Origin of the sequence: Amycolatopsis tolypomycina (assembly GCF_900105945.1) — a bacterium.
GTDB lineage: Bacteria > Actinomycetota > Actinomycetes > Mycobacteriales > Pseudonocardiaceae > Amycolatopsis > Amycolatopsis tolypomycina.
Genome location: NZ_FNSO01000003.1, coordinates 467,342 through 490,487 on the forward strand (window position 1 = coordinate 467,342; position 23,146 = coordinate 490,487).

At 71.7% G+C, this 23,146-nt stretch carries 18 protein-coding genes, 1 tRNA gene and 1 pseudogene; 16 read left to right on the top strand and 4 right to left on the bottom strand.

Annotated features, from left to right (window positions below; translation table 11 throughout):
* Positions 1 to 36: 36 nt before the first annotated feature.
* Complete coding sequence (locus BLW76_RS07780; protein ID WP_208613237.1) at positions 37 to 1,143, top strand: sensor histidine kinase; 1,107 nt, start codon at positions 37 to 39, stop codon at positions 1,141 to 1,143.
* On the top strand, positions 1,140 to 1,808 hold the full coding sequence (locus BLW76_RS07785; protein WP_091305154.1) for a response regulator: 669 nt from the start codon (positions 1,140 to 1,142) through the stop codon (positions 1,806 to 1,808). The genes BLW76_RS07780 and BLW76_RS07785 overlap by 4 nt, the downstream gene beginning before the upstream one ends.
* Positions 1,809 to 1,976: 168 nt before the next feature.
* On the opposite strand, the gene BLW76_RS07790 is transcribed toward BLW76_RS07785, so the two are convergent.
* Positions 1,977 to 3,224 (bottom strand): SHOCT domain-containing protein, encoded by a 1,248-nt coding sequence (locus tag BLW76_RS07790; RefSeq protein WP_091305155.1) that lies wholly within the window; start codon positions 3,222 to 3,224, stop codon positions 1,977 to 1,979.
* 154 nt (positions 3,225 to 3,378) lie between these two features.
* Positions 3,379 to 4,695, bottom strand: a complete 1,317-nt coding sequence (locus tag BLW76_RS07795; protein ID WP_341866469.1) for an alginate O-acetyltransferase AlgX-related protein — start codon at positions 4,693 to 4,695, stop codon at positions 3,379 to 3,381.
* A gap of 66 nt (positions 4,696 to 4,761) precedes the next feature.
* On the opposite strand from BLW76_RS07795, the gene BLW76_RS07800 reads away from it, so the two are divergent.
* Together BLW76_RS07800 and BLW76_RS07805 are read left to right on the top strand one after the other, a co-directional pair.
* Positions 4,762 to 6,162: an SAM-dependent methyltransferase gene (locus BLW76_RS07800; protein WP_091305156.1), complete on the top strand. Its 1,401-nt coding sequence runs from the start codon at positions 4,762 to 4,764 to the stop codon at positions 6,160 to 6,162.
* Between the two features lie 10 nt (positions 6,163 to 6,172).
* Positions 6,173 to 9,352, top strand: a complete 3,180-nt coding sequence (locus tag BLW76_RS07805; RefSeq protein ID WP_091305157.1) for a glycosyltransferase — start codon at positions 6,173 to 6,175, stop codon at positions 9,350 to 9,352.
* On the opposite strand, the gene BLW76_RS07810 is transcribed toward BLW76_RS07805, so the two are convergent.
* Positions 9,353 to 10,531 (bottom strand): hypothetical protein, encoded by a 1,179-nt coding sequence (locus tag BLW76_RS07810; RefSeq protein ID WP_091305158.1) that lies wholly within the window; start codon positions 10,529 to 10,531, stop codon positions 9,353 to 9,355.
* A 225-nt stretch (positions 10,532 to 10,756) separates the two neighbouring features.
* Here BLW76_RS07810 and BLW76_RS07815 point away from each other — a divergent pair, with 225 nt between their 5' ends.
* The 4 genes and pseudogenes from BLW76_RS07815 (at position 10,757) to BLW76_RS07830 (ending at position 14,349) form a co-directional block, all read left to right on the top strand.
* Positions 10,757 to 11,380: a hypothetical protein gene (locus tag BLW76_RS07815; RefSeq protein WP_244170082.1), complete on the top strand. Its 624-nt coding sequence runs from the start codon at positions 10,757 to 10,759 to the stop codon at positions 11,378 to 11,380.
* Positions 11,381 to 11,448: 68 nt separating this feature from the next.
* The gene (locus BLW76_RS07820) at positions 11,449 to 13,035 is read left to right on the top strand and encodes a serine/threonine-protein kinase (RefSeq protein WP_091305160.1); all 1,587 of its coding nucleotides are present in this window, start codon (positions 11,449 to 11,451) and stop codon (positions 13,033 to 13,035) included.
* Between the two features lie 150 nt (positions 13,036 to 13,185).
* Positions 13,186 to 13,710 (top strand): annotated as a pseudogene (locus tag BLW76_RS07825) (DUF2716 domain-containing protein); the annotation flags it as partial.
* Between the two features lie 237 nt (positions 13,711 to 13,947).
* A complete protein-coding gene (locus tag BLW76_RS07830) occupies positions 13,948 to 14,349 on the top strand; it encodes an immunity 7 family protein (RefSeq protein WP_091305162.1) in 402 nt (133 codons plus the stop codon).
* A 93-nt stretch (positions 14,350 to 14,442) separates the two neighbouring features.
* On the opposite strand, the gene BLW76_RS07835 is transcribed toward BLW76_RS07830, so the two are convergent.
* A tRNA-Gly gene (locus BLW76_RS07835) sits at positions 14,443 to 14,515 on the bottom strand.
* A gap of 187 nt (positions 14,516 to 14,702) precedes the next feature.
* On the opposite strand from BLW76_RS07835, the gene BLW76_RS07840 reads away from it, so the two are divergent.
* The 8 genes from BLW76_RS07840 (at position 14,703) to BLW76_RS07875 (ending at position 23,134) form a co-directional block, all read left to right on the top strand.
* Entirely contained in the window at positions 14,703 to 16,259 is a 1,557-nt protein-coding gene (locus BLW76_RS07840) for a sigma-70 family RNA polymerase sigma factor (RefSeq protein ID WP_091305163.1), read from the top strand.
* 114 nt (positions 16,260 to 16,373) lie between these two features.
* Positions 16,374 to 16,814: a DUF983 domain-containing protein gene (locus BLW76_RS07845; RefSeq protein ID WP_091305164.1), complete on the top strand. Its 441-nt coding sequence runs from the start codon at positions 16,374 to 16,376 to the stop codon at positions 16,812 to 16,814.
* 12 nt (positions 16,815 to 16,826) lie between these two features.
* Positions 16,827 to 17,687: an Fpg/Nei family DNA glycosylase gene (locus tag BLW76_RS07850; RefSeq protein WP_091305165.1), complete on the top strand. Its 861-nt coding sequence runs from the start codon at positions 16,827 to 16,829 to the stop codon at positions 17,685 to 17,687.
* A gap of 99 nt (positions 17,688 to 17,786) precedes the next feature.
* Entirely contained in the window at positions 17,787 to 19,103 is a 1,317-nt protein-coding gene (locus tag BLW76_RS07855; RefSeq protein ID WP_091305166.1) for a histidine kinase, read from the top strand.
* A gap of 19 nt (positions 19,104 to 19,122) precedes the next feature.
* Positions 19,123 to 19,968 (top strand): S49 family peptidase, encoded by an 846-nt coding sequence (locus BLW76_RS07860; protein ID WP_091305167.1) that lies wholly within the window; start codon positions 19,123 to 19,125, stop codon positions 19,966 to 19,968.
* Between the two features lie 66 nt (positions 19,969 to 20,034).
* Positions 20,035 to 20,496 (top strand): hypothetical protein, encoded by a 462-nt coding sequence (locus BLW76_RS07865; RefSeq protein ID WP_091305168.1) that lies wholly within the window; start codon positions 20,035 to 20,037, stop codon positions 20,494 to 20,496.
* A 335-nt stretch (positions 20,497 to 20,831) separates the two neighbouring features.
* Positions 20,832 to 22,217, top strand: coding sequence for a carbohydrate-binding protein (locus BLW76_RS07870; protein WP_091305169.1), 1,386 nt, complete (start codon positions 20,832 to 20,834; stop codon positions 22,215 to 22,217).
* A gap of 83 nt (positions 22,218 to 22,300) precedes the next feature.
* On the top strand, positions 22,301 to 23,134 hold the full coding sequence (locus tag BLW76_RS07875) for a LytR/AlgR family response regulator transcription factor (protein WP_167384504.1): 834 nt from the start codon (positions 22,301 to 22,303) through the stop codon (positions 23,132 to 23,134).
* The last annotated feature ends 12 nt before the right edge of the window (positions 23,135 to 23,146 follow it).

Genomic DNA, 23,146 nt, shown 5'->3' on the forward strand with positions numbered 1-23,146 from the left:
ACGCGCGGCCCGCCCGCGCCCGGTAGCTTTCGCGGCATGAGATGGCCGCCCTGGGTGGGACGCGTGGTGCGCACCGTCGTCGTCACCGTGTTCGTGCTCGGGGCGACCAGCGGTTCCTCGCGCTGGCAGCCCGGCGCCGCACCGATGACGCCGCTCGCGGCCGCGTGGCTGGCCGCCATCGGCCTGACGCTGCTGGCCGTCCACCGCTTCCCGCTGACGATCTTCCTGGTCACGACCGCGTCCGCGTTCGGCTACTACGCCTCGGGGCTGCCCGGCGGCCCGATCATCGTCGTCCCGACCGTCGCGCTGTTCCTGCTCACCCGGCAGCGCGGCCCGCTCACCGCGGGCATCACCGGCACCGCCGCGCTCGCCGTCCTCTACCTCGCGCACGTCGTGACGTCGGGGTCGTTCACGCTGGCGGTCGGCGCCGGGTTCCTCGTGGTCTGGCTGACCGCCGTCATCGGCGTCGGCACGGCCGTCCGGTACCAGCTCGACGCGCTCGCCGCCCGCCGCGCCCAGGCCGACGAGCACCGCCACCGGCTCGCCGAGCAGGAACGGCTCCGCATCGCCCGCGAGGTCCACGACGTCGTCGCGCACAGCCTCGCGATGATCAACGTCCAGGCCGGTGTCGCCGCGCACGTCGCCGACCGGCGGCCCGAGCAGGCGAAGGAAGCCCTGCTCAACATCAAGGCGGCCAGCGCGTCCGCGTTGAACGACCTGCGCGCGACCGTGGCGGTGCTGCGCTCCGGCGAAGGCAAGGCGCCCGCGCCCAGCCTCGCCCAGGCCGGCGAGCTGCTGGACCATGCCAGGGACGCCGGGCTCACGGTCGACGTCCACGGCGAGCCCGGCGACCTGCCCGCCCCCGTCGACGCGGCCGCCTACCGGATCCTGCAGGAGTCGCTGACGAACGTCGTCCGGCACGCCGACCAGCCGGAACACGTCGACGTCCGGTTCGAACGCCGGACCGGGACACTCACCATGAAGGTGCGGGACGACGGCCGCGGCACCGCTCAGCCGACGCCGGGTCACGGCCTCCGGGGCATGTGCGAGCGCGCCGCGGCGCTCGGCGGGCGCTGCACCGCCGGGCCGGTCGACGGCGGGTTCGAAGTGAGCGTCGAGCTACCGATCGAGGGGGAAGCATGATCCGCGTCCTGCTGGCCGACGACCAGGTCCTGGTCCGCGCCGGGTTCCGCGTGCTGCTGGAGACCGAAGACGGCTTCGAGGTCGTCGGTGAGGCCGGTGACGGCGAGCAGGCGGTCGCCGGCGCGCTCGAGCACCAGCCCGACATCGTCGTGATGGACGTCCGCATGCCGGGCGTCGACGGCCTGGAGGCGACCCGCCGGATCACCGCGAACCCCGAGCTCGCCGGGACGAAGGTGCTGGTCCTGACCACGTTCGACGTCGACGAGTACGTCTACGAGGCCCTGCGCGCGGGGGCGAGCGGGTTCCTGCTGAAGGACACCGAGCCGGTGGAACTGCTGCGCGCGCTGCGGGTCGTCGCGAGCGGGGAGGCGCTGCTGGCGCCGACGGTCACCCGCCGGCTGATCCAGGAGTTCGTCGGCCGGCCGGAGAACCGGCGCATCGACACCAGCGCCGTCCGCGAGATCACCGACCGCGAACGCGAGGTGCTCGGCCTGGTCGCCGGCGGGATGTCGAACGACGAAATCGCCGCCCACCTGGTGATCTCGACGGCGACCGCGCGCACCCACGTCAGCCGCATCATGACGAAGATCGGCGCGCGCGACCGAGCCCAGCTGGTGGTGCTGGCCTACGAGTCCGGGCTCGTCACACCGCGTCGCCCCGCCTGACCCGGCGCACCACGCGGACCGCGCGCACCAGGAACACCACGGCGAGGACACCGACCAGGCAGATCCAGATCACGGCGCCTCCTCTCCCGGCCGATGCTCTGCTCACTGGGCGGCCGGGCGGGGGACGACGTTCACCGACACGGCGAAAGTCACACTTTCGGGGTCAGGTCAGTTGTTGGTGCGCTCCGTCGGCGGCGCCTTCTGGACCTGCGCGGTCAGCAGCGTCTTGAACGAGCTGAGCGTCGCGTCCTTGGACGGGCCGAACGAGTCGATGATGATGACCCGGTTGTAGAGCACGTAGACCGCGCGGTACACCTGCTGGGTGCTGTCCGCCGCCGAGTAGACCGGCACCCCGTGCAGCGACAGGTTCCGGTTGACGGTCAGGCCGCCTTCCTGCTCGGCGTTGCCGTACTCGGCGGCCACCGCGGCCGCGGCCTGCGCGTTCGGCATCTCTAGCGCGAACAGGCCCAGCGTGACGTCGCCGTCCTTGGTCGTCTTGAGCAGGCCCTCGGTCATGCCGCCCGACTTGGCCTTCTCGATGACCGTGGTCGGCAGGTACTTGGCCGACTCCAGCTTGTCCATGTCGAACTCGCCGCCGCCGGCGCGGGTGGTGCCCGCCGGGGTGACCAGCGCCGACGAGTTGTCGCCCGGCTCCGGCTTGGGCGCGGGCGGCTCGGGGAGCGGCTTGACGGTCGGCGCGGGCGGCGGCTGCGGGCTGGAGCTCTGCGCCACCGGCGGCGCCGACCCGGTGCCGCCGTCCTTGATGAACAGCGCCCAGACGCCGAAACCGAGGCCCGCCACCACGAGCACCGCGACCACGGCGAAGGCGATCTTCTTGCCCTTGCCCGACGACGGCTGCGTCTGGAAGCTCTCCGGGCCCTGGCTGATCCAGTCCGCGTTGTTCGACGGCGGCGCCAGCGGCGGGAACTCCGAGCCACCCCACGGCGGGCTGGCGTCCTGCTGCGGCGCGCCCCACGGGTTCTGCTGCTGCTGCTGCATCGGCTGGGCGAACCCGCCGGCCGGCGAGTGCTGCGCGTACGGCGGCTGCTGCATCGGCTGCGGGAACCCGCCCGAGGGCGAGTTCGGGTGCTGCTGCTGCTGCTGTTGCTGCCACTGCGGGACCACCTGGGTCCGCTCGGCCCCCGCGGCGTCGGCCGCCGAGACGACCTGGGTCGCCTCGGCCGAGCCCGCCTGCTGGTCCGGCTGAGCAGGCGGGGACACCGGCGCGATGATCTGCGTGTCGGCCGCGGTGCTCGGCGCCTGCGGCTGCGCGGGCTGGGCCGCGGCCTGCGACTGGTCGCCGGTCGAGACGGCCATGGACAGCACCCGATCACGTCGCGCCCGGTATTCGTCGGCCGTCAGGTTGCCTGCCGCCAGCTCCTCGTCGAGCTTGCGCAGCTCTTCCTGCCAGGTCACCCCGGTACCCCCTTGGGTATATCGCCTGCGAATGCGAACGTGTCGGTGCTGCTCACGCCGAGCGTGGCCGCACGGAGTCATTGTGCACGGGTGTGCTCACCTGTTCGTCGCCCACCACCCCGTCGTTACCTTCGCGTGGCGGACGGCTCGCGGGTCAGCGGGGGTGGGCGGCCAGCACCTGGCCGAGCAGGTCGATGGTCTGGTCGCGCAGCAGTGCCGTCGACCCGCCGATCACGCTGCGTTCGACCAGTTCGAAAGTGACGATGTCGCGGTCGGCGAACAGGCTCGTCATCTCCTGCGCGGTGCTCTGCGCAACCGTTTCGGCGTGCACGATGGTGACGTCCTGGCAGGCGGCGGCCAGGAACGGGCTGGCGAACTGGGTGAACGAGTCGGCCACGACCGCCATGTTCGGGGCGATCGAACCGGCAGGCTTGGCGCCGTCGGGCTGGCTCAGCTGCAACGGGCTCTTGAAGTCGCTGGCGATGTAGCGGGTGCGGTCGGCCCCGCCGTCGGTGGACAGGCTGTACGTCGTCAGCTGCCGCTGCTCGTCGCGGCCGAGCACCCTGGCCAGGTCCGCGGGCCACGGCCGGACGCCGGTGGGCGCCGCCTGCCAGCCCGCGGTGCTGCCGGGCGCGATCGCCGCACCCAGCGCGTACGTCATGACCAGGCCGCCGTCGAACGACCAGTGCGTGTCGTTCTTGTCGTACAGCGGGTGCCCGACGCGCTTCTCCGCGTCGGCGAGCGCGGGCCGCAGGTCGATCGCGCCGGTCTCGCGCGGCACGCGGTTCCAGAACTCGGCCGTGCGCGCCTGGGCGCACGGCTTGCCGACGTAGGTGTCGGGCAGGTGCGCGGGCTCTTCGCTGTACTTGTCCGGCGCGAAGACCAGCTCGAACTTCCGCCCGGAGCGCTCCACGGCGGCCCGCAGCTTCCGCAGCGCGGCGATGACCTGGTCGGTGCTCATCACCGGGCGGCACCGGGCGTTGACGTCTTCGCCGAGGTACAGCCAGCCGTCCTTGCCCGGCAGCACGGTGGGGTAGACGTACCCCGGGATGTCGCCGTTGTCGGGCTTGCCCTGGTCGACGCCGACCGTGCCGCCGTCGTGGGCCGTGCCCTGCCCCGAGCCGGGCGGGTCGCCGAAGACGCCGGTGCTGACGGCGTCGGCGGCCTGGACCCCGGCCTGCCGCAGCGGCAGGTGGTCGGTCGCCCAGCCGGACATGCCGGTGAAGAAGCCCCAGCCGTCGGCCAGGCTGGGGAACTCGCGCAGCGGCCGGTTTTCGAAGGCGGTGGCGCGCACGCCGACCACCGAAAGCAGCAGCGGCGTGACGAAGAAGACGGCCGCGCAGGCCAGTGCCGTGCGCTGGCGCTTGCTGTGCCGGGGCCGGTAGAGGTTGTGCTCCTTCGGCAGGAACGACTCCGGGGTCCTCGGCAGGCCCTGCTCGGCGGGCAACTGCGACGGAGGACGGAACGACACAGCCGTATCCTAGCGCCGGGCCGGTGACGGACGGTCCCGAACGGGTGAACGCGAGGGGGACTGGCGATGAGCGGTGGCCGAGGACTTGGCTACGACCAGCGGCTGGCCAGGGAGCGCGAAACCTTCGCCGGCCAGGAGGAGATCCACGGCAACCTGCCGCCGTCGGCGCACCGGTGGTCCAACCGGCACGTGCGCCCGAAGCTCGAAGCGCTCGGCGTCCCCGGCCTCGACGAGCTGATCGTCGGGCAGATCGCCGAGCGCGCGCGGCAGCTTTCCCGCGACGCCGTCGTGCTTTCGCTGGGCAGCGGCAACGGCGACCAGGAGCTCGGCTGGCTGCGCGGGCTCGCCGCCGAAGGCCTGGCCAACGTGCGGCTGCGGCTGCTGGAGCTGAACCCCGAGATGCAGGCGCGCGCCGAGGCGTCGGCCCGCGAGCAGGGCGTGGCCGACCGCGTCGAGCTGATCACCGCCGACTTCAACACCTGGCGCGCCGACGCCGAACACGACGTCGTCGTCGGCTTCCAGGCCCTGCACCACGTGCTGGACCTCGAACACCTCTACGCGCAGATCAAGGACAGCCTCACCGCCGACGGCGTCCTGGTCGTGCACGACATGATCGGCCGCAACGGGCACCGCCGGTGGCCCGAGGCCCACGAGGTCGTCGACCGGATCTGGGCGACGCTGCCGCCGGAGCTGCGCCGCAACGGCCTCACCGGCGAGATCGACGCGCAGTTCGTCGACGTCGACTGCGCCGCGGACGGCTTCGAGGGCATCCGCGCGCAGGACGTCCTGCCGGTGCTCCTCGACTTCCTGCACCCGAGCCTGTTCCTGCCCTACGGCAACGTGATCGACCCGTTCGTCGACCGCATCTACGGCCACAACTTCGACATGGACGACCCGGCTCACGTCGCGTTGATCGACGAGATCGGCGTCCTCGACGACAGCCTGCTCGATCTCGGGCTCGTCACGGGCACCCGGCTGACCGCGCTCTTCCACCCCACACCGCAGCCGCTGCGCGTCCACGGCACCCGCACGCCCGAGCGGTCGGTGCGCGACACCCGGGTCGTCGACCCGGCCGGGCGTGTCTCCTTCCGGCCCGGCGGCACCAACGGCGAACGGCTGGTGCGCGGCGCCGGCCTGGTCACCGGCCGGATGAACGGCATCGCCCACGACGACTGGGCGGCGCCGTCGATCGAGTTCCCGGTGCTCACCACGGCCGAGGTCGACGCGCTCGAGTTCAAGACCTACCTGCCCGACGACGCCACCGAGTACGGCACCGTCACCGTGTCCGTCGACGGCGTCCCGGTCGCGAAGGCCGACGTCGGTCCGGGCCTGACCGAGCTGGTGCTGCCCGTCCGGCTGGCCGCGCACCGGCAGGTGCGGCTCTCGTTCGACGCGGACTGGTCGGTGACGGCGGGCGGAGATCGCCGCACCCTGGCGTACGTCCTGGTCGGACTGGGCCTCCGCTAATCTGCCCGCCATGGGCAAGGGGACGAGCGGTGACCGGCTGATCGAGTGGACCGGCGAGCGGTGCGTGCCGTGGACCGACGATCTCCAGGTGATCTACGAGCACTACCACCGCTACGCGTTCGCGAGCCGGTTCACCGCGGGCAAGCGCGTCCTCGACCTGGCCAGCGGCGAGGGCTACGGCGCCGCGCTGGTCGCCGCGTCGGCCGCCGAGGTCGTCGGGCTGGAGATCGACCCGCGGACCGTCGAGCACGCCCGCACCCGCTACCCGCGCGTCCGCTTCGAGGTCGGCTCGATCACCGACCCGGCCGCGCTCGACGGCGAGGTCTTCGACGTCATCACGTGCTTCGAGGCCATCGAGCACGTCGACGAGCAGGACCGGCTGATGGAGCTGGTCCGCAACCGGCTCGCGCCGGGCGGGGTGTTCCTCTGCAGCACCCCGGACATCGAGGTCTACACGCACGACCACGGCAACGAGAACCCGTACCACGTGCACGAGCTCACCGAGTCCGCGTTCCGCGAGCTGCTGGCGGGCAGCTTCGAGCACGTCGTCGTGCTGCGCCAGAACGTCGCCGTCGGCTCGCTGATCCACGACAACGGCGCGGGGACCGGCGCGGAGGTCTTCGCGCTCCAGGCCGACGACGCCGACGGCTGGGTCATCGAGCCCGGCGCGCCGCACACGTACTTCGTCTCCGTCGCGTCGGCCGAGCCGATCGACGTGCCCTCGACGTCGGCGATGATCGACCCGAAGCTGACCCTCGTGGCCCGCGCCGCCGCCGAAGCGGGCCGCCTGCGCGACGGGCTGGGCCGCGCCGAAGCCGAGCGGGACCAGGCGAAGACGGCGGTCACCCGGCTCACCGGCGAACTCGCCCAGGTCACCGCCGCCGAACGGCGGGCCGCGGCCGAGCGCGACGAGGCGCTCCGGCAGGCCGAACGCGCCCGCGAAGACCGGCAGCGCGCGGCCGACGAGCTGAACCGGCTGCAGCGCAAGGCGGGCTACGACCGCGAACGGCTGGAGTGGCTGGCCGGCAACAACACCAGCCTCAGCGAGACCATCGGCAGGCTCGCCGCCGAGAACGAGAAGCTGCGCGCCGAGACGTCCGCCCTGGTCCAGCGGGCGATCGGGAAGTACCGCGGCACCATCGAGAAGTACGCACCGCGCGGCACCCGCCGCCGCGACTTCTACGAGACGGCGCTCGGCCGGCCCGCCGGGGTGCTGCCCGGCGACCCGGTCGCGGTGCCCGGACCGGTCGCGGTGACCACCAGCGACCAGCCGATCGTCAGCGTCGTCATCCCGGTCTACGGCAACTGGCGGTTCACCCGCGGCTGCCTCGACTCGATCCAGCGCCACCTGCCGTCGACGCCGTTCGAGGTGATCGTCGTCGACGACGCCTCGCCGGACGACTCCGCCGACCGCGTCGCCGGCTGTGCCGGGGTCCGGCAGGTCCGCGCGCCGAAGAACCTGGGGTTCGTCGGCGCCTGCAACCTCGGCGCCGAGCACGCGCGCGGCGACTTCGTCATGTTCCTCAACAACGACACCGAGGTCACCGCGGGCTGGCTCGACGAGCTGGTCGCCGTCGTCGAGACGCGGCCGGACGTCGGGCTCGTCGGGTCCAAGCTGGTCTACCCGGACGGCCGCCTGCAGGAGTGCGGCGGCATCATCTGGGCCGACGGCACCGGCTGGAACTACGGCAGGCTGCAGAACCCGGACGCCCCCTGGTACCAGGCGCTGCGGGACGTCGACTACTGCTCGGGCGCGGCCCTGCTCGTCCGGCGGGAGCTGTTCGAGCGGATCGGCGGCTTCGACAAGCGCTTCGCCCCCGCGTACTACGAAGACACCGACCTCGCGTTCGCCGTGCGGGCGGCGGGGTACCGGACGATGGTCCAGCCCGCGTCGGTCGTCGTGCACCACGAAGGCATCACCAACGGCACGGACGTCTCCTCCGGCGTGAAGCGCCACCAGGAGCTCAACCGCGGCATCTTCGTCGACAAGTGGAGCGTCCAGCTGCGCGACCACTTCCCCGAGGCGAGCCCGCGCGCGGTGTGGGCCGGGCGGCAGCGCACGAAGGACGGCCACCGCGGCGGCACCGTGCTCGTCGCCGACCACCAGGTGCCGATGCCGGACAAGGACTCCGGCTCGGTGCGGATGTTCCGCATCCTCGAACTGCTCGTCGGCCTCGGCCACCGGGTCGTGTTCATGCCGCTCAACAACGCGCTCCACGAACCGTACGTCGATGCGCTGTACCGCGCGGGCGTCACGGTGATCACCGGGCTCGGCGAACAGCTGGAGTTCCTGCGCGACGCCGGCCCCGACCTGAGCCTGGCCGTGCTGTCGCGGCCGCACGTCGCCTGGCAGCTGCTGGAGCAGGTCCGCGAGCACGCGCCGGACTGCGTCATCGCCTACGACACGGTCGACCTGCACTTCGTCCGGCTCAACCGCCAGGCCGACCTGGCCGCGCAGCTGGGCAACACGCGCGAAGAGCTGACGCTGCGGCGGCGTGCCGAAGTGCTGCGGGAGTCCGAGCTCGGCCTCACCCGCGCCACCGACGTCACGTTCGTGGTGTCCGATGTGGAGCGTGCGTTGCTGCGGGAGCTCGTGCCGTCGGCGCGCGTCGAGGTGCTGTCCAACGTGCACTACGCCGACGGCTCGGTGGCGGTCCCGGAAGGACGGTCGGGCGTGCTGTTCGTCGGCAGCTTCGACCACCTGCCCAACCGGGACGCGGCGCGCTGGCTGGCGGAGGAGATCATGCCGCTGGTGCGGCGCCGCCGCCCGGACGCGGTCGCCCAGATCGTCGGCAGCAACCCGCCGCAGGAGATGTTCGACCTCGCCCGCGACGGCGTCGTCGTCCGCGGCTGGGTGCCGAACCTCGACAGCGCCTACGGCGAGGCCCGCGTGGTCGTCGCGCCGCTGCGCTTCGGCGCGGGCGTGAAGGGCAAGCTGGGGGAGAGCCTCGGCTACGGCGTCCCGGTCGTCGCCACCCCGCTGGCCGCCGAGGGCATGCACCTGACGCACGGCCGGGACGTCCTCGTCGGCGGCACGGCGCAGGAGCTCGCCGACGAGATCGTCACCGTGCTCGAGGACGACAAGCTGTGGCAGCGGCTGTCCGAAGAGGGCAAGACCGTCGTCGACCGCCTCTTCGGCGCCGACGTCGCCAGGGAGACGCTGGCCGGGGTGCTCGACCGGCGCGGGTGATCAGCTGGGCGGCAAAGCCTTCTTGAACACCGCCACGGCGTTGTCGAGGCTGGTCTTGAGCTGGTTCTTGTCCTTGGCGAAGGGCTGGGACGCCCAGAGGACGATCGCGACCTTGCCCGAGGTGTACCAGGTGCCGTCCATGCGCAGGTCGCCGTTGCGGCCGGTGACCGTGCCCGGGTCGGCCGGGATCGGGGAGTACCCGCCCGCCGCGGCGGCCTCGCGCAGGTAGTCGATGATCGCCTTCGCGCCTTCCTCGTTCTCGGCGGGGATGGCGTAGCCGAGGAAGCCGGTGTCCCCGGCCGAGGAGGCGCGGTACACGAACTGCGTGACACCGTGCTGCGAGAAGACCTGGGCGGCTTCCTTCGGGTACAGCTTCAGGTCGAGGCCGCGGGCCAGCGACATCGCGGAGCTCTCTGGGTGCGGCATCCCGGGCAGCGGCGGCACCTGGTCCTCCAGCTGCGGCTGGGCGGCGGCGGCAGGCGGCTGCGTCACGACGGGCGTGAACGTCGACAGCGCGTTGGGCTTGTCGTCGTCGCTGCCCAGCCACATCGTCGCGCCGATGATCATGCCGACCACCACGAGCACGCCGAGCACGACGAACGGCCAGGTCGCGCCGGAACGCCCGGACGGCTCGCCGTCGGTGGCCCACCGGTGCTTGCCTGCCGGCTCCTCCGGTTCGGGCACGGGCCGCGATTCGCCGCCGGGCGGCGTGATGGGCGGGAACCGGCTGCCCGGTCCCTGCTCGGCCGGGCCGTCGACGCGCAGGTAGCGGGTCGGCGTGATGTCGGCCGGGCTCGGCGCGGTCGTCATGTGGTCCGGGATGGCGGGCACGTGGCTGGTGGCCAGCGACGTCGGCAGCCCGGTGCGCTGCCAGGGCGGCGGCGGCACCGCGGGCCGCGGCGATTCGACGCGCTGCGGCGGCAGCATCGGCGGCCCGGGCTGGACGTGCTGGACCGGCTGGACCGGTTGGGTCGGCTGGGCGGGCGCCGGGTGGTTCGCCGGGTTGGTGCTCCGCCAGGTCTCGCCCGGACGGCGCAGCGGCGACGGCACCGGTGACGGCACCGTCGAACCGGAGGCCTGCGCGAGCAGCTCGTCCCGCTGTTTGCGGTGGTCAGCCGGCTCGATGCGACCTTCGGCAAGCTCCGCGTCAAGACGCCGGAGCTCTTCCTGCCAGCTCATCCTCTGGACCCCCATCCACCGTTCGGGGCATCAGTCTGGCACGCACGGCCGACCTGCAAGGTTGCGGTTTGAGGTTGATCGGCAACGTAGCGCAAGTCCGGCGTTTGCGGGAGACCCGTTTTCCCGGCCGGCCGGGTCACCCGTCAGGCCCCGGAAACTGTCGTACGTATGTTCTAAAATTGGCGTTGTCCAGGGGAGATGCCGCCCGCACCCGCGGGTGGCGTGATGGAGGAAGGCAGGGCCATGGCCTACATCACCCTGTCCACGTTCGTGGGCTACAGCGCGAGTTCCGGGCCGTCGCGGTCGTCGTTCGTACGGCGGCAGCGCCGTCAGTACCTCGATCCGGCGCGCGCGGCGTTCAACTACTACCGGCGGGCGGCCAACGCGGTGCGGTCCGGGCGGGCGGCGAACCAGGACGAGGTCGCGTTGCGCGCGCTCGTCAACGCCGCCGACGAGCGCACGAAACCGCACTACGCGGCGATCGCCGAGGGCTGGCTGCGCTACCTCGGCCGCAAGTCGCCACGGCTGGTCGAGGTCGGCCGCGGCCGGTGCGCGATCGGCGAACTCGAGATCGGCGTCAGCCCGCAGCTCGGGCTCCGCAAGAGCGACGGCCGCCGCTACGCGACCTGGCTCTACTTCAAGGAGGAACCGCTGACGAGGTCCTCGGCGCAGCTCGCGCTCTGGGTGCTGGAGCAGGCGATGCCCGACATCCTGCCGGGCGGCGAGGCACTGGTGATCGACGTTCGCCGGGCGAAGGAGTACCAGCTCTCCGCCCGCGACCGCGAACGGCTGCGGCTCTGGGCCCGCAGCGAGGCGTCGGCGTTCCTCACCCTCTGGGACGCGGCCTGACCAGGGGAGGCGCCGGGGCTCCCCGGCGCCTCCCTTAGCATCGCCCCGAGGGTTCTGGGGGTGGGGCGATGAGACTGGTCGCGGGGCGGTACGCGATCTCGGCCGAGCTGGGCCGCGGCGGGATGGGCGTCGTCTGGCGCGCCGAAGACACGGTGCTCGGGCGCCCGGTCGCGCTGAAGGAGCTGGCCACGCCGCCGGGGACCAACCTCGAACGCGTCATGCGGGAAGCCCGCACGGCCGGCCGGCTCAACGACCCCGGTGTCGTCACGGTGTACGACGTCGTCCGCGAGCAGGGCGCCACGTTCATCGTCATGGAGCTGGTGGTGGCGCCGACGCTCGCCGACGTCATCGGGCGCGAAGGCCCGCTGGCCAACGACCGCGTCGCCGCGCTCGGCCTGCAGGTGCTCGGCGCGCTGGAGAGCGCGCACCGGGCCGGGATCGTGCACCGGGACGTCAAGCCCAGCAACATCATGGTGCTGCCCGGCGACCGGGTGAAGCTCGCCGACTTCGGCATCGCGCGGGCCATGGACGACCCGGGACTGACGCAGACCGGCGGGGTCATGGGCTCGCCCGGCTACATGGCGCCCGAGCTGTTCGCCGGCGCGGGGCCGTCGCCCGCGTCCGATCTCTGGTCGCTCGGCGCGACGCTGTTCCACGCCGCGGAAGGCCGGGCGCCGTTCCAGCGCACCACCACGGCCGCGACCCTGCACGCGATCATGTACGACCAGCCGGTGCTGGAACGCTGTCGCGGTCCGCTCGCCGAAGCCGTGCGCGGGCTGCTCACGCAGGCCACCCCGGACCGCCTCGACGCGTCCGGCCTGCGGCGGTGGCTGGAGACGGCGCGCACCGCGATCACCGACGCGCCGACACAGGCGGTCGACCCGGCCGAGCTGCCGACCATCGTCTTCGAACCGGTCACGTCGAAGGTCGCCGCACCCACGCCCACCACGGCGGACTGGGATCCGCCCCGGAAGAAGCGCCTGCCACTGGTGCTGGCCGGGGCGGCGGTCGCGGTCGTCGCCGCGCTGGCCGCGATCTTCCTCCTCAAGCCCGGCGGGACGACCCCGGTGGCGGACGCAGGCGCGCCCCCGGCGTCCGCGGCACCGGTGGCCGAGCCGCTGCCCGGCCCGACCGCCGCGCCGAGCACCAGCGCAAGCCCGACGCCGGCCAGTGCGTCCTCGGCGCCGCCGGCCACGAGCCTTTCGGTGCTGCCCGGCGCGAGCACGGTCACGCCGCCCAGCACGTCCGCGAGCGGCGAGCCCGAGCAGCCGAAGCCGGCGATGGTGCCGCTGACCCGCTACCACCACCCGGACGGCGCGCACTTCAGCGCCACGAAGAAGATCGGCCCGCCACCCGGGTTCACGAGCGAGGGGGTGTTCGGCTCGCTCGTGGCCACGGCCGAGCCCGGGACGCGCAAGTTCTACGCCTGCAAGGTGACGGGCCAGAACGACTGGTTCACCTCGACCGACCAGAGCGGCAACTGCGAAGGGCAGCAGACGATCGGTCTGCTCGGGTACGCGTACGCGAACCCTCCGACGTGGGCGTCGGCGCGGGCGATCTACCGGTGCAACGCCGGTGGAAGCCACTTCGACTCGCTCTCCGCCGGCTGCGAGGGCAAGACGAAGGAGTTCCTGATGGGCTACCTCGTGTTCTGAAGCCGGCGGATCCGCGTGGTGACAACTTGGCAGGATCCACCCGGATGAGTGACACCGTTCGCAGTGAGCGGACGGGGACTGGACAAACCGGAGAGCGAACACGAAGCTTTCGCGTGTTCTTCCGTGCCTGGCCAACATGAGGTCGTAACAGTGAATGCTGCCTGGGAAGCCGTCTCCCGTGTCGTCGACGAGCCCGCCTGGTACTGGGTGTACGACAAGCTGGCGTTCTGGCCGAGCACGTACGCCCACGCCTGGCCGGGGTTCCGCGAGCCTGCGCCGTCGCGGACGTGGGACCTTTCGCCCGGGAACCTGGACCGCGCCTCGGCAGAGTTCCGGCTGGGCCCGTACGCGGTCGAGGAGCACCAGGTCGGGACGATCGCGCTGGCCGCGTTCCGCGAGGTCTGCGGCCCGGACGACTGGATGTGGGCGCTGCACTGGCAGCACCAGTCCTACCGCGTCCGCCCGCACCTGATGTCCGGCAGCGCCCGGTGGCCGGTCCCGGTGTTCCCGCGCGCGGACTACCACCTGTTCCTGGCCTCGGACTTCTCCTTCGGCACGCTCGGCCACCCGTGGGAGCGCACGCTGTGCGTGTTCGGCGAAAAGCTGGTGCCGGCGTTCGAGCGGCTGGGCGAAGGGGTGCTGACGAACGTGCTCCGCCAGGACGGGAAGCCCTCGGAGACAACCGGGGCTTCGTCCCGGGCCGGGGGCTCCGCCACCCGGACCCCCGAACAGCCCTCGGAGACAACCGGGGCTTCGCCCCGGGCCGGGGGCTCCGCCACCCGGACCCCCGAACAGCCCTCCGAGACAACCGGGGCTTCGCCCCGGGCCGGGGGCTCCGCCACCCGGACCCCCGAACAGCCCTCCGAGCTGGCCCGCTGAACCGCTGGTTGATCTCTTGCTACCGTCTTGCGGGTGTTCGAATATCACGGCTGGGTGACCATCCAGGCGACCGCGAGCGGCGACGACGACGCGGCGCTCCTGGAGCGCTTGGTCGACCGCGTCCACCGGGCCATCCGCGACGCGGCCGACTTCGACCTGGTCGACCTCCGCTGGAGCGCGGGAATCCCCATGCTCCACTTCGGCGGCTTCGACAAGCACGGCGGCCACCTGGGCCCCGAACTCCTGACGTTGTTCACCCGAGCGGGCGAGCTGGCCCCCGGCTCCTACGGCCTCCTGTACACATGGGACGACCAGGACACGGAGAACGACAACAACTTCCGCGTCTACCGGATGGCCCGCGGCCAGGTGACCGAGCGCGAAGACCCCCACCTGACCCCGGTGGCCCCCACGGTCCTCGACACCTACGAGCTCTGAAGAAGCCAGCCGCGACCCGGGAGCTCAACCTCCCGGGTGAAATAGCAAAAGGGCTGTATCGGCACTTCCTGCCGATACAGCCCTTTAACCGCGAGCGGATGACGGGATTCGAACCCGCGACCCTCACCTTGGCAAGGTGATGCGCTACCAGCTGCGCTACATCCGCGTTGTCTTGCTGATGGAAGGAACTCTATACCCTCCGTGTGGGGGGCTCTTCACCGGGTCCCCCCTCGCTCTGACCGGTGCTTCGGTGTCACAGCTGGCGTACAAGGGGTGACGACGGCTGATTCCCTCCGTATGGTGTCTCCATTCGACCGAATGGGGAGACCTTCGGGGAGGAGGTGCCGGGCCGGATGACCGAGCTGGGCACGGTGCCGCCACAAGCGGCCTCGGAATCCGACGAACAGGCACTGCTGCAACGGCTGCGCAACGGCGAGGACGCCGCGTTCGGGGAGCTGTTCGAGCTGCACGCCGCCGCCGTCCGGCGGCTGGCGCAGAGCCTGGCGGCGGACCGGTCGGAGGCCGAGGACATCACCGCGGAGACGTTCTTCCGCGTGTTGCAGGCTCTCCGCCGTGGTGCCGGCCCCCGCGACTACGTCCGGGCCTACCTGCTGACCGTCGCGCGCCGGGTGTCGTGGGAGTGGCACGGTGCCCGCCGGGACGTCCCGGTTTCGGACGACGAACTGACTTTCCGCGCCGGTGCGGGTGCCGACACGCACGCCCGCACGGCCGAGCACACGCTGATCACGACCGCGTTCACCAGCCTGCCGGAGCGGTGGCGGACGGTGCTGTGGCAGACCGAGGTCGAGGGCGAGCAGCCCGCCATGGTCGCGCCGCACTTCGGGTTGAGCGCGAACGCGACGGCGGCGCTGGCCCGCCGGGCCCGGCAGGGCCTGCGTGCGGCGTACCTGCAGGCACACCTTTCGGTGAACCGCGGCCCGGATTCGTGCCGCGCGGTCGTCGAAAAGCTCGGCGGGTTCACCGCGGGCAGCGTGACCGGGGCCGAGGCGGAGCGGATCAAGGCGCACCTGCTCGGCTGCCCGTCGTGCCGGGGCACCCAGGACGAGCTGCGTGACGTCTGCTCGTCGCTGCGGGCGCACGCCGGGGTGCTGGTGCTGCTGGTGCCGGCCGCCGCGTCGCTGGGCGGCAGCGGGGTGCTGGCCGGGCTCGGCGCGACGATCAAGGGCGTGCTGGTCGGGTCGAAGGTCAAGATCGGGCTGGCGCTGGCGTCGACCGCCGCCGTGGGCGCGGTCGGCGTGGCGGCCGGGCCGGTGCTGTTCTCGACCGGGCCGGTGCAGGACATCGGGCTGCCCGGCGGGGCGCCCGAGCTCGTCGTGGTCCCGCCTTCGGAGACGCACCACCAGCCGCCGCCGCAGGCGCAGCCGGAGCCGCGGATCGGCATCGGCGTGCTCAACGGCCGCGGCACCGGGGTCGCCGTCCCGGCTCGCGCGCGGGGCGGGGAGCGGCAGGTCGCCGTCAACGAGGTACCGCAGCTTCCCGTCGCCGGGGAGGTCCCGGTCGCGGCCGTGGGCGGTGCAGCCGAGCAGCCGGAGCCGCGCGAAGACCTCACTTCGTCGACCTTGATGGCGCCCGACCACCAGTCGACGTCGCCGCGGCTGGACACGACGTCGAGGCCCGACATGACGATGACCACCGAATCCACCGACGCGACCGCGCCGGAGGACGTCGACGCGCCGGAGCTGTCGCCGACCGGACGGCCCGGCAAGCCGGTCCCGTCGTCGGACGAGCCCGCACCGAAGGACGACGAGACCACGGACACGGACACCTCGGCCGAGCCGTCGACGACGGTGACGCCGACGTCGGGCAAGCCGTGCCCGGGCAGCGCGTCGGCCGTCACCGGGTCGGGCGAACCGGCGGACCCGGCACCGAGCGCTCCGACGGGTTCCTGATCAGCGGTGATCGGTTCCGGCGGGCGAGATGTCCGGATTCCTCCCTCGCGCGGGTGAGCCCGGGCACGGTACCGTTGTGATGCTCACCCTGCGGGCGCCCTGGGAGGCAACTGAATGAACCGGCTGGTACGCGGCGAAGACGGCCGCGACTGGGTGGTCCGTGCCCAGATGGAATGGCGCGCACCGGCAACGGCCGACGACTTCGAGCACGACGTCGCCGGCAGCTACGGGCCCGGCATCGCGATGATCGTCGTGACGGCGCTGCTGGCCGTGATCCTGATCGTGTGGACGCCCGACCAGGTCAACATCCCGGCGTGGGTGCTGCTGGCCTTGCTGCTCGTGGTGCTGTTCTTCCCGCTGCGGTGGATCCTGCGCCGTCCGTGGACAGTGGTCGCGGAGACCGAGGGCGACGTCACGGGCGACAGGCCGTCCGAGCGCTGGGTCGGCACCATCCGCGGCATGTTCACCGTGCAGGGCGAGGTCAAGAAGATCTCCAAGACCATCCAGCGGCACTCGCTGCCGGACTTCGACGGGCCGCTGCACCCGGTCGAGTAGGACACTGGAGCCATGCCCGAGCTACCCGAGGTCGAAGCACTGGCTCACCACCTGCGCGAGAACGCCGTCGGCCGGACGATCTTCCGCATCGATGTCGCATCGCTGAGCGTGCTGAAGACGGCGACACCGCCGTGGACCGAACTGCACGGCCGCGAGATCACCGCCGCGACCCGGCACGGCAAGCACCTCGACGTCGTGGCCGGCGACCTGCACCTGGTCGTCCACCTGGCCCGCGCGGGCTGGCTGCGCTGGTCCGACGGCCTCGCCGCGGCGCCGCTGAAGCCGGGCAAGGGCCCGATCTCGCTGCGGGTGCACCTCGAGTCCGCCACCGGGCCGGGCTTCGACCTCACCGAAGCGGGCACGAAGAAGGGCCTCGCGGTGTGGGTCGTGAAGGACCCGCAGGAGATCGCGAGCGTGGCGCGGCTGGGCCCGGACGCGCTCGCCGTCGACGCCGCCCAGCTGCGGGCGCTCTTCGCCGGCAAGAACACCCGGCTGAAGTGGGCGTTGACCGACCAGTCGCTGCTCGCCGGGATCGGCAACGCCTACTCCGACGAGATCATGCACCGCGCGAAGCTCTCGCCGTACGCGACGATCGGCAAGCTCGACGAAGGCGCGCTGGAGACCCTCGCCGAGGCGATCCACGAGATCGAGACCGACGCCGTCGAGCGGTCGGTGGGGCAGAAGGCGGCCCGGCTGAAGGGCGAGAAGCGGTCGGGCCTGCGGGTCCACGCGCGGACCGGGCTGCCGTGCCCCGTCTGCGCCGACACGATCCGCGAAATATCCTTCGCCGACAAGTCGTTCCAGTACTGCCCGACCTGCCAGACGGGCGGCAAGCCGCTCGCCGACCGCCGGATGTCGCGCCTCCTGAAGTAGGCGTTCGCCGACGCTGGGTAGGGTCTCGTCTACCCTCGGTCAGCGCAGTTGGACAGAAAGTGGGATCAGGCCTTGCACCCGGTCGGTCGAGCGCAGAGCATGGACGCCGTGTCCGGGTTCCCGCTTGCGCAGATCGTCCCGTGGGCTCTTGTGGTGCTGCTCGGCATCACGGTGATCGTGCTGGTCGTCAAACTGCGCAAACCCGGCAGCGTGGTCGAGGACGCCATGCTGCAGGCGGTGCACCGGATGTCGAAGGCGGCGCCCAACCTGCGTTCCGGCCTCGACGAGGACGCCGCCGACAAGATCACCACCCAGCTGCTGCAGATGCTCGACTGCGTCGCCGTCGGCATCACCGACAGCGAAGGCACGCTGCTGTCCTGGGACGGCGAGGCGAACGAGCACTACGTCGACCTCGTCGAGGCGGTCAGCGCGGCGATCCGCAAGCACCGGCGCGAGGTCGTCGCGCACGACCGGATGCCGTGCAACCACCGCGGCACCTGCCGGATGAAGACCGCGGTCATCGTGCCGCTGCTGGTGGAGGGCGAGACCGAGGCGGCGCTGATCGTCGTCGGCCGGACCCGCGGCCGGCTGGTGCAGATGGCCGACGCCGTCGCCCAGTTCGTCTGCACCCAGTTCGAGCTGGCCCGGCTCGACGAGTCCAAGCACCAGCTCCAGCAGGCCGAGATCAAGGCGCTGCGCGCGCAGATCTCGCCGCACTTCGTCTACAACGCGCTCAACACGATCTCCGCGCTGATCCGCACGGACCCCGAAGAGGCGCGAGAGCTGCTTCAGGACTTCGCCGACTTCACGCGCTACTCGTTCCGGACGTCGGGCATGTTCACCTCGCTGGCCGAGGAGCTGCGCAACATCGACCGCTACCTGACGATCGAGAACGCGCGCTTCGGCGGCCGGCTCGAGGTGCGGATGAAGATCGCGCCCGAGGTGCTCAGCGTGGTCGTGCCGTTCCTGATCATCCAGCCGCTGGTGGAGAACGCGGTCAAGCACGGACTGGCCAGCAAGCCCAGTGGCGGCTGCGTCACGGTGATCGCCCAGGACTACGGCACCGAGGCGCTGATCAGCGTCGAGGACGACGGCATCGGCATGGACCCGCGGCGGCTCAACGACCTCAAGAGCGCCCACCGCACCGGCGCGCACGTCGGGCTGGGCAACATCAACCAGCGCATGCAGCAGGTGTTCGGCAGCGACTACGCGGTGATGGTCGAGACGGCGCCCGGCGCCGGCATGAAGGTGACGCTGCGGGTGCCAAAGTTCGTCCCGGGCGTCCGGCCGAACATGCCGGACTACAGCTCGGACGCCGAAGCCGAGGTCCCGGCCCAGGGCGGCCCCGCCCAGCTGAACGGCGCCGAGGTGAACGGCGTCAACGGCACCCGCTCCGGCATCCTCCCCATGGGCTGAATCCGGCTAGCCTGGCTTCATGAGCGTTACGGACAAACTGGCTTCGCGGATCCCGGTGCTCGCCGACCGCGTCGAGCGCAAGGACGTCGTGGCCGTGGTGAAGCTGCACGGCGTGATCACGCCGTCGCCGTCACCGCTGGCCAGGGGCGCGATCAACCTGGCAGCCGTGGAATCGGCGCTGACCAGGGCGTTCGGCCACGAGCGGCTCAAGGCGGTCGCGCTGCTGGTGAACTCCCCCGGCGGCGCGCCGACGCAGTCGGGCCTGGTCGCCGAGCGGATCCGGCAGCTGGCCGACGAGAAGAACGTGCCGGTGCTGGCGTTCTGCGAGGACGTCGCCGCCTCGGGCGGCTACTGGCTGGCCTGCGCGGCGGACGAGATCTACGCCCACCGCACGTCGATGGTCGGCTCGATCGGCGTGATCAGCGGCGGCTTCGGCTTCACGGGCCTGCTGGAGCGCTTCGGCATCGAGCGCCGCCTGCACACGGCGGGCGCGAACAAGTCGCGGCTCGACCCGTTCTCGCCGGAGAAGCCCGAAGACGTCGAGTGGCTGAAGAAGATGCACACCCAGCTCCACGAGCTGTTCGTGAACTGGGTCAAGGAGCGCCGCGGCGACCGCCTGACGGAGTCCGAGGACCTGTTCACCGGCGATGTCTGGCTGGGCGCCAAGGCGGTCGAGCTGGGCCTGGTCGACGGCCTCGGCACGCTTCGCCAGGTCATCACCGAGCGCTACCCGGACGCGGAGATCTCGGTGGCGGAGCCGAAGAAGCCCTTGCTGGCACGCCTGGGCATCGGGGCGCCCGCGGCGGCGTCGGCGGTCCTGGACGCGGTGACGCAGAAGGCGGCCTGGTCCCGCTTCGGCCTCTGAGCCGTTGGTCGCTCAACAGGCCGGACAGGGCTTGCGGAAACTTCTGAAAAAGTTCAGAATTAACGTATGGTCACCACTGAAGTGCAGTGGAGCGAGCTGCAGCGCGATCCCAAGAGCGTCGCTGCGCTCGCTGACGAAGGCGACGTACGGGTCCGTCGCCGCGACGGCGCCGCGCTCCTGCTGACCAGGGAAGATCGAGCGCATTCGGCTTCGGAAGGCTCTGTGGCGGCGGCGCGGGCGCTGCGCAATGTGCTGGCCCGTCTTCCGCACGACGTGGCGGCGGCGGCGCTCCTCGACGAGTTCCCGTGGGTTGATGTCCTGCCCGACGCCGAGCAGGTCCAGTTCGTCAGGGACTTCGCGCGCGCCTTCCAGGCTTCGGCGGAGCTGGGGCATTGGTCGGTGCTCGCCCGGACGATCACGGAATGGCGCAGCACCGCTGCCATTCACGCCGACCCGGCACTCGCCGCCAAGCTCACCGCACCGATCGCCGAAGACATCGGCCCCGTGCCGGGACCCGGGGAAGCTTGAAGATGCCGGCAAAACGCGGTGACCGGGTGGCGCCACCGGCGGCCGGGTGGCTGGGAGGCGCGCTTTGCGACCTCCGAGGCGGCCAAGGGTTGGGAAGCTCTGTGCCAGGCGGCGAGGTCGAACACCTGGGAAGCGTGGATCGTCCTCGCTGAGCGGCCCACGGCTCCGGAGAACCACCCTCGACCTCTGACGCGGTGGCCTTCCGGGCAGACTTTGTGACCGGGATCACCCTTCCCGTGTAACGCCTCTGGAATCGGTGCAGGGCGTCAGTTCTCCTTGTCGACGGGCTTTGTTGTGAACGGCAACAAATCCGGTCGACAAGGAGGTCGTCCCCGATGCCCCGACTCCGGTTCACCGTCGGCGCCGTGCTCGGCGCCGCGCTCATCGCCATCCCGCTGACCCTCCCCGCCGCCGCGTCCATCCCGCCGCCCGAGAGCGGCTGGACCACGGTGTTCGCCGACGACTTCACCGGCGGATCCGGAACCCTGCCGAACAGCGCGAACTGGATCATCGACACCGGCCACGGCTACCCCGGCGGCCCCGGCAACTGGGGCACCGGCGAGATCCAGAACTACACGGCGAGCACGGCCAACCTCGCCCAGGACGGCGCCGGCAACCTCCGCATCACGCCGTTGCGCGACGGCGCGGGCAACTGGACGTCGGCGCGGATCGAGACCCAGCGCACCGACTTCAAGCCCCCGGCGGGCGGCGTCATGCGGATCGAAAGCCGGCTCCAGATGCCGAACGTCACCGGCGCGGCCGCGCTCGGCTACTGGCCCGCCTTCTGGGCCCTCGGCGGCCCGTACCGCGGCAACTACTGGAACTGGCCCGCCATCGGCGAGTTCGACATCATGGAGAACGTCAACGGGATCAACTCCGTCTGGGGCGTCCTGCACTGCGGCGTCAACCCGGGCGGCCCGTGCAACGAGACCACCGGCCTGCCGAACAACCGCGCGTGCCCCGGCAGCAGCTGCCAGTCGGCCTTCCACACCTACCGCTTCGAATGGGACGCGAGCACCAGCCCGCAGGTCTTCCGCTGGTTCGTCGACGGGCAGCAGTTCCACTCGGTGAGCCAGAACCAGCTCGACGCGACGACGTGGGCCAACATGACCAGCCACGCCGGCTACTTCGTGCTGCTGAACGTCGCGATCGGCGGCGCGTTCCCCAACAACAACTCCGGCACCACGACGCCGGGGCCGGGGATCGTGCCCGGCCGTCCGATGGTCGTCGACTACGTCACGGTGTCCACCCGCGGCGGCGGTGGCGGCACGACGACCCCGCCGACCACGACCACGCCACCGAGCGGGGGCGGCAGCGCGTACGGCACGATCCAGGCCGAGTCGTTCAGCCAGCAGTCCGGGATGATCACCGAGACCACCACGGACACCGGCGGCGGGCAGAACGTCGGCGCGGTGGCCAACGGCGACTGGGCGCTCTACCCGAACGTCGACTTCGGCAGCTCCGCGGCCACGAACTTCCAGGCCCGCGTCGCTTCCGGCGCCGCGTCCGGCGTGAGCGGTCTCGTCGAGGTGCGGCTCGACAGCCGTTCCAATGCCCCCATCGGCAGCTTCGCGGTGGGCAACACCGGCGGCTGGCAGAGCTGGCGGACCGTGCCGGCGAACATCAGCGCGGTGACCGGCGTGCACAACGTGTATCTGACGTTCACGAGCGGCCAGCCTGCCGATTTCGTGAACCTCAACTGGTTCACCTTCGTGCACTGAGAGGAGGGGCCCGCGGCCCCGGGCCGCGGGTCTTCCCACATCAGGCAGACGGGGGCTGGACATTGCACTCGGCAATGGGCAGGATGCGTTTCACTGTGAGTGCTCACGATGACACCCGGAAGCTCGTGGTCCTGGCCGTGGACGACGAGCCGAACGGTCTTGACGAACTCGTCCACTGCCTGCGCAACAGCCCGCACGTGGCGAAGGTGTTCCCGGCGATCGACGCCTCCGAGGCGCTGCGGTTGCTGTCCACCGACGACCCGCGGCTGCGCGAGCGCAAGGACCGCGGCCTGCCGATCGTCGACGCCGTCTTCGCGGACATCGACATGCCCGGCCTCTCCGGCATGGAGATGTCGCGGGTGTTCGCCGCGCTGCGGCCGTCGCCGTGCCTGGTGTTCGTCACCGGCCACGCCGAGGAGGCGGTCAACGCCTTCGACCTCGGCGCGCTCGACTACGTGCTCAAGCCGTACCAGCAGGACCGCCTCGACCGCGCGATCTCGCGCGTGCTGGACAAGCTGGCCGCCGCCGCGGCACCGCCGCCCGGGGCGATGGGCGGCGAGCCGGTCAAGAACGACGACGAGGTCATCCCGGTCGAGCTGGCCGGCACCACCAAACTCATCCCGCGCTCCTCGGTCCGCTGGGTCGAGGCGCAGGGCGACTACGCGCGGCTGTTCACCACCGAAGGCAGCCACCTCGTCCGCATCCCGCTGGCCCAGCTCGAAGAGCGCTGGGAAAAGGCCGGCTTCGTCCGGATCCACCGGTCGTTCCTGGTCGCGCTGCCGCTGATCACCGAGCTGCGGATGGGCCAGGGCGGCTACCAGGTCGTCATCGGCAACGAGGAGAAGGTGCTGCCGGTGAGCAGGCGGCACACCCGCGCGCTGAAGGACCGGCTGGTCGGTTCGGGCCGGAACGGCTGAGCCGGGCCCGGC

Coding starts and splice junctions, on each gene's coding strand:
- BLW76_RS07780 (WP_208613237.1), top strand. CDS start 37: ATGAGATGGCCGCCCTGGGTGGGACGCGTGGTGCGCACCGTCGTCGTC.
- BLW76_RS07785 (WP_091305154.1), top strand. CDS start 1,140: ATGATCCGCGTCCTGCTGGCCGACGACCAGGTCCTGGTCCGCGCCGGG.
- BLW76_RS07800 (WP_091305156.1), top strand. CDS start 4,762: ATGAGCGGTGGCCGAGGACTTGGCTACGACCAGCGGCTGGCCAGGGAG.
- BLW76_RS07805 (WP_091305157.1), top strand. CDS start 6,173: ATGGGCAAGGGGACGAGCGGTGACCGGCTGATCGAGTGGACCGGCGAG.
- BLW76_RS07810 (WP_091305158.1), bottom strand. CDS start 10,531: ATGAGCTGGCAGGAAGAGCTCCGGCGTCTTGACGCGGAGCTTGCCGAA.
- BLW76_RS07815 (WP_244170082.1), top strand. CDS start 10,757: ATGGAGGAAGGCAGGGCCATGGCCTACATCACCCTGTCCACGTTCGTG.
- BLW76_RS07820 (WP_091305160.1), top strand. CDS start 11,449: ATGAGACTGGTCGCGGGGCGGTACGCGATCTCGGCCGAGCTGGGCCGC.
- BLW76_RS07840 (WP_091305163.1), top strand. CDS start 14,703: ATGACCGAGCTGGGCACGGTGCCGCCACAAGCGGCCTCGGAATCCGAC.
- BLW76_RS07845 (WP_091305164.1), top strand. CDS start 16,374: ATGAACCGGCTGGTACGCGGCGAAGACGGCCGCGACTGGGTGGTCCGT.
- BLW76_RS07850 (WP_091305165.1), top strand. CDS start 16,827: ATGCCCGAGCTACCCGAGGTCGAAGCACTGGCTCACCACCTGCGCGAG.
- BLW76_RS07855 (WP_091305166.1), top strand. CDS start 17,787: ATGGACGCCGTGTCCGGGTTCCCGCTTGCGCAGATCGTCCCGTGGGCT.
- BLW76_RS07860 (WP_091305167.1), top strand. CDS start 19,123: ATGAGCGTTACGGACAAACTGGCTTCGCGGATCCCGGTGCTCGCCGAC.
- BLW76_RS07865 (WP_091305168.1), top strand. CDS start 20,035: ATGGTCACCACTGAAGTGCAGTGGAGCGAGCTGCAGCGCGATCCCAAG.
- BLW76_RS07870 (WP_091305169.1), top strand. CDS start 20,832: ATGCCCCGACTCCGGTTCACCGTCGGCGCCGTGCTCGGCGCCGCGCTC.
- BLW76_RS07875 (WP_167384504.1), top strand. CDS start 22,301: ATGCGTTTCACTGTGAGTGCTCACGATGACACCCGGAAGCTCGTGGTC.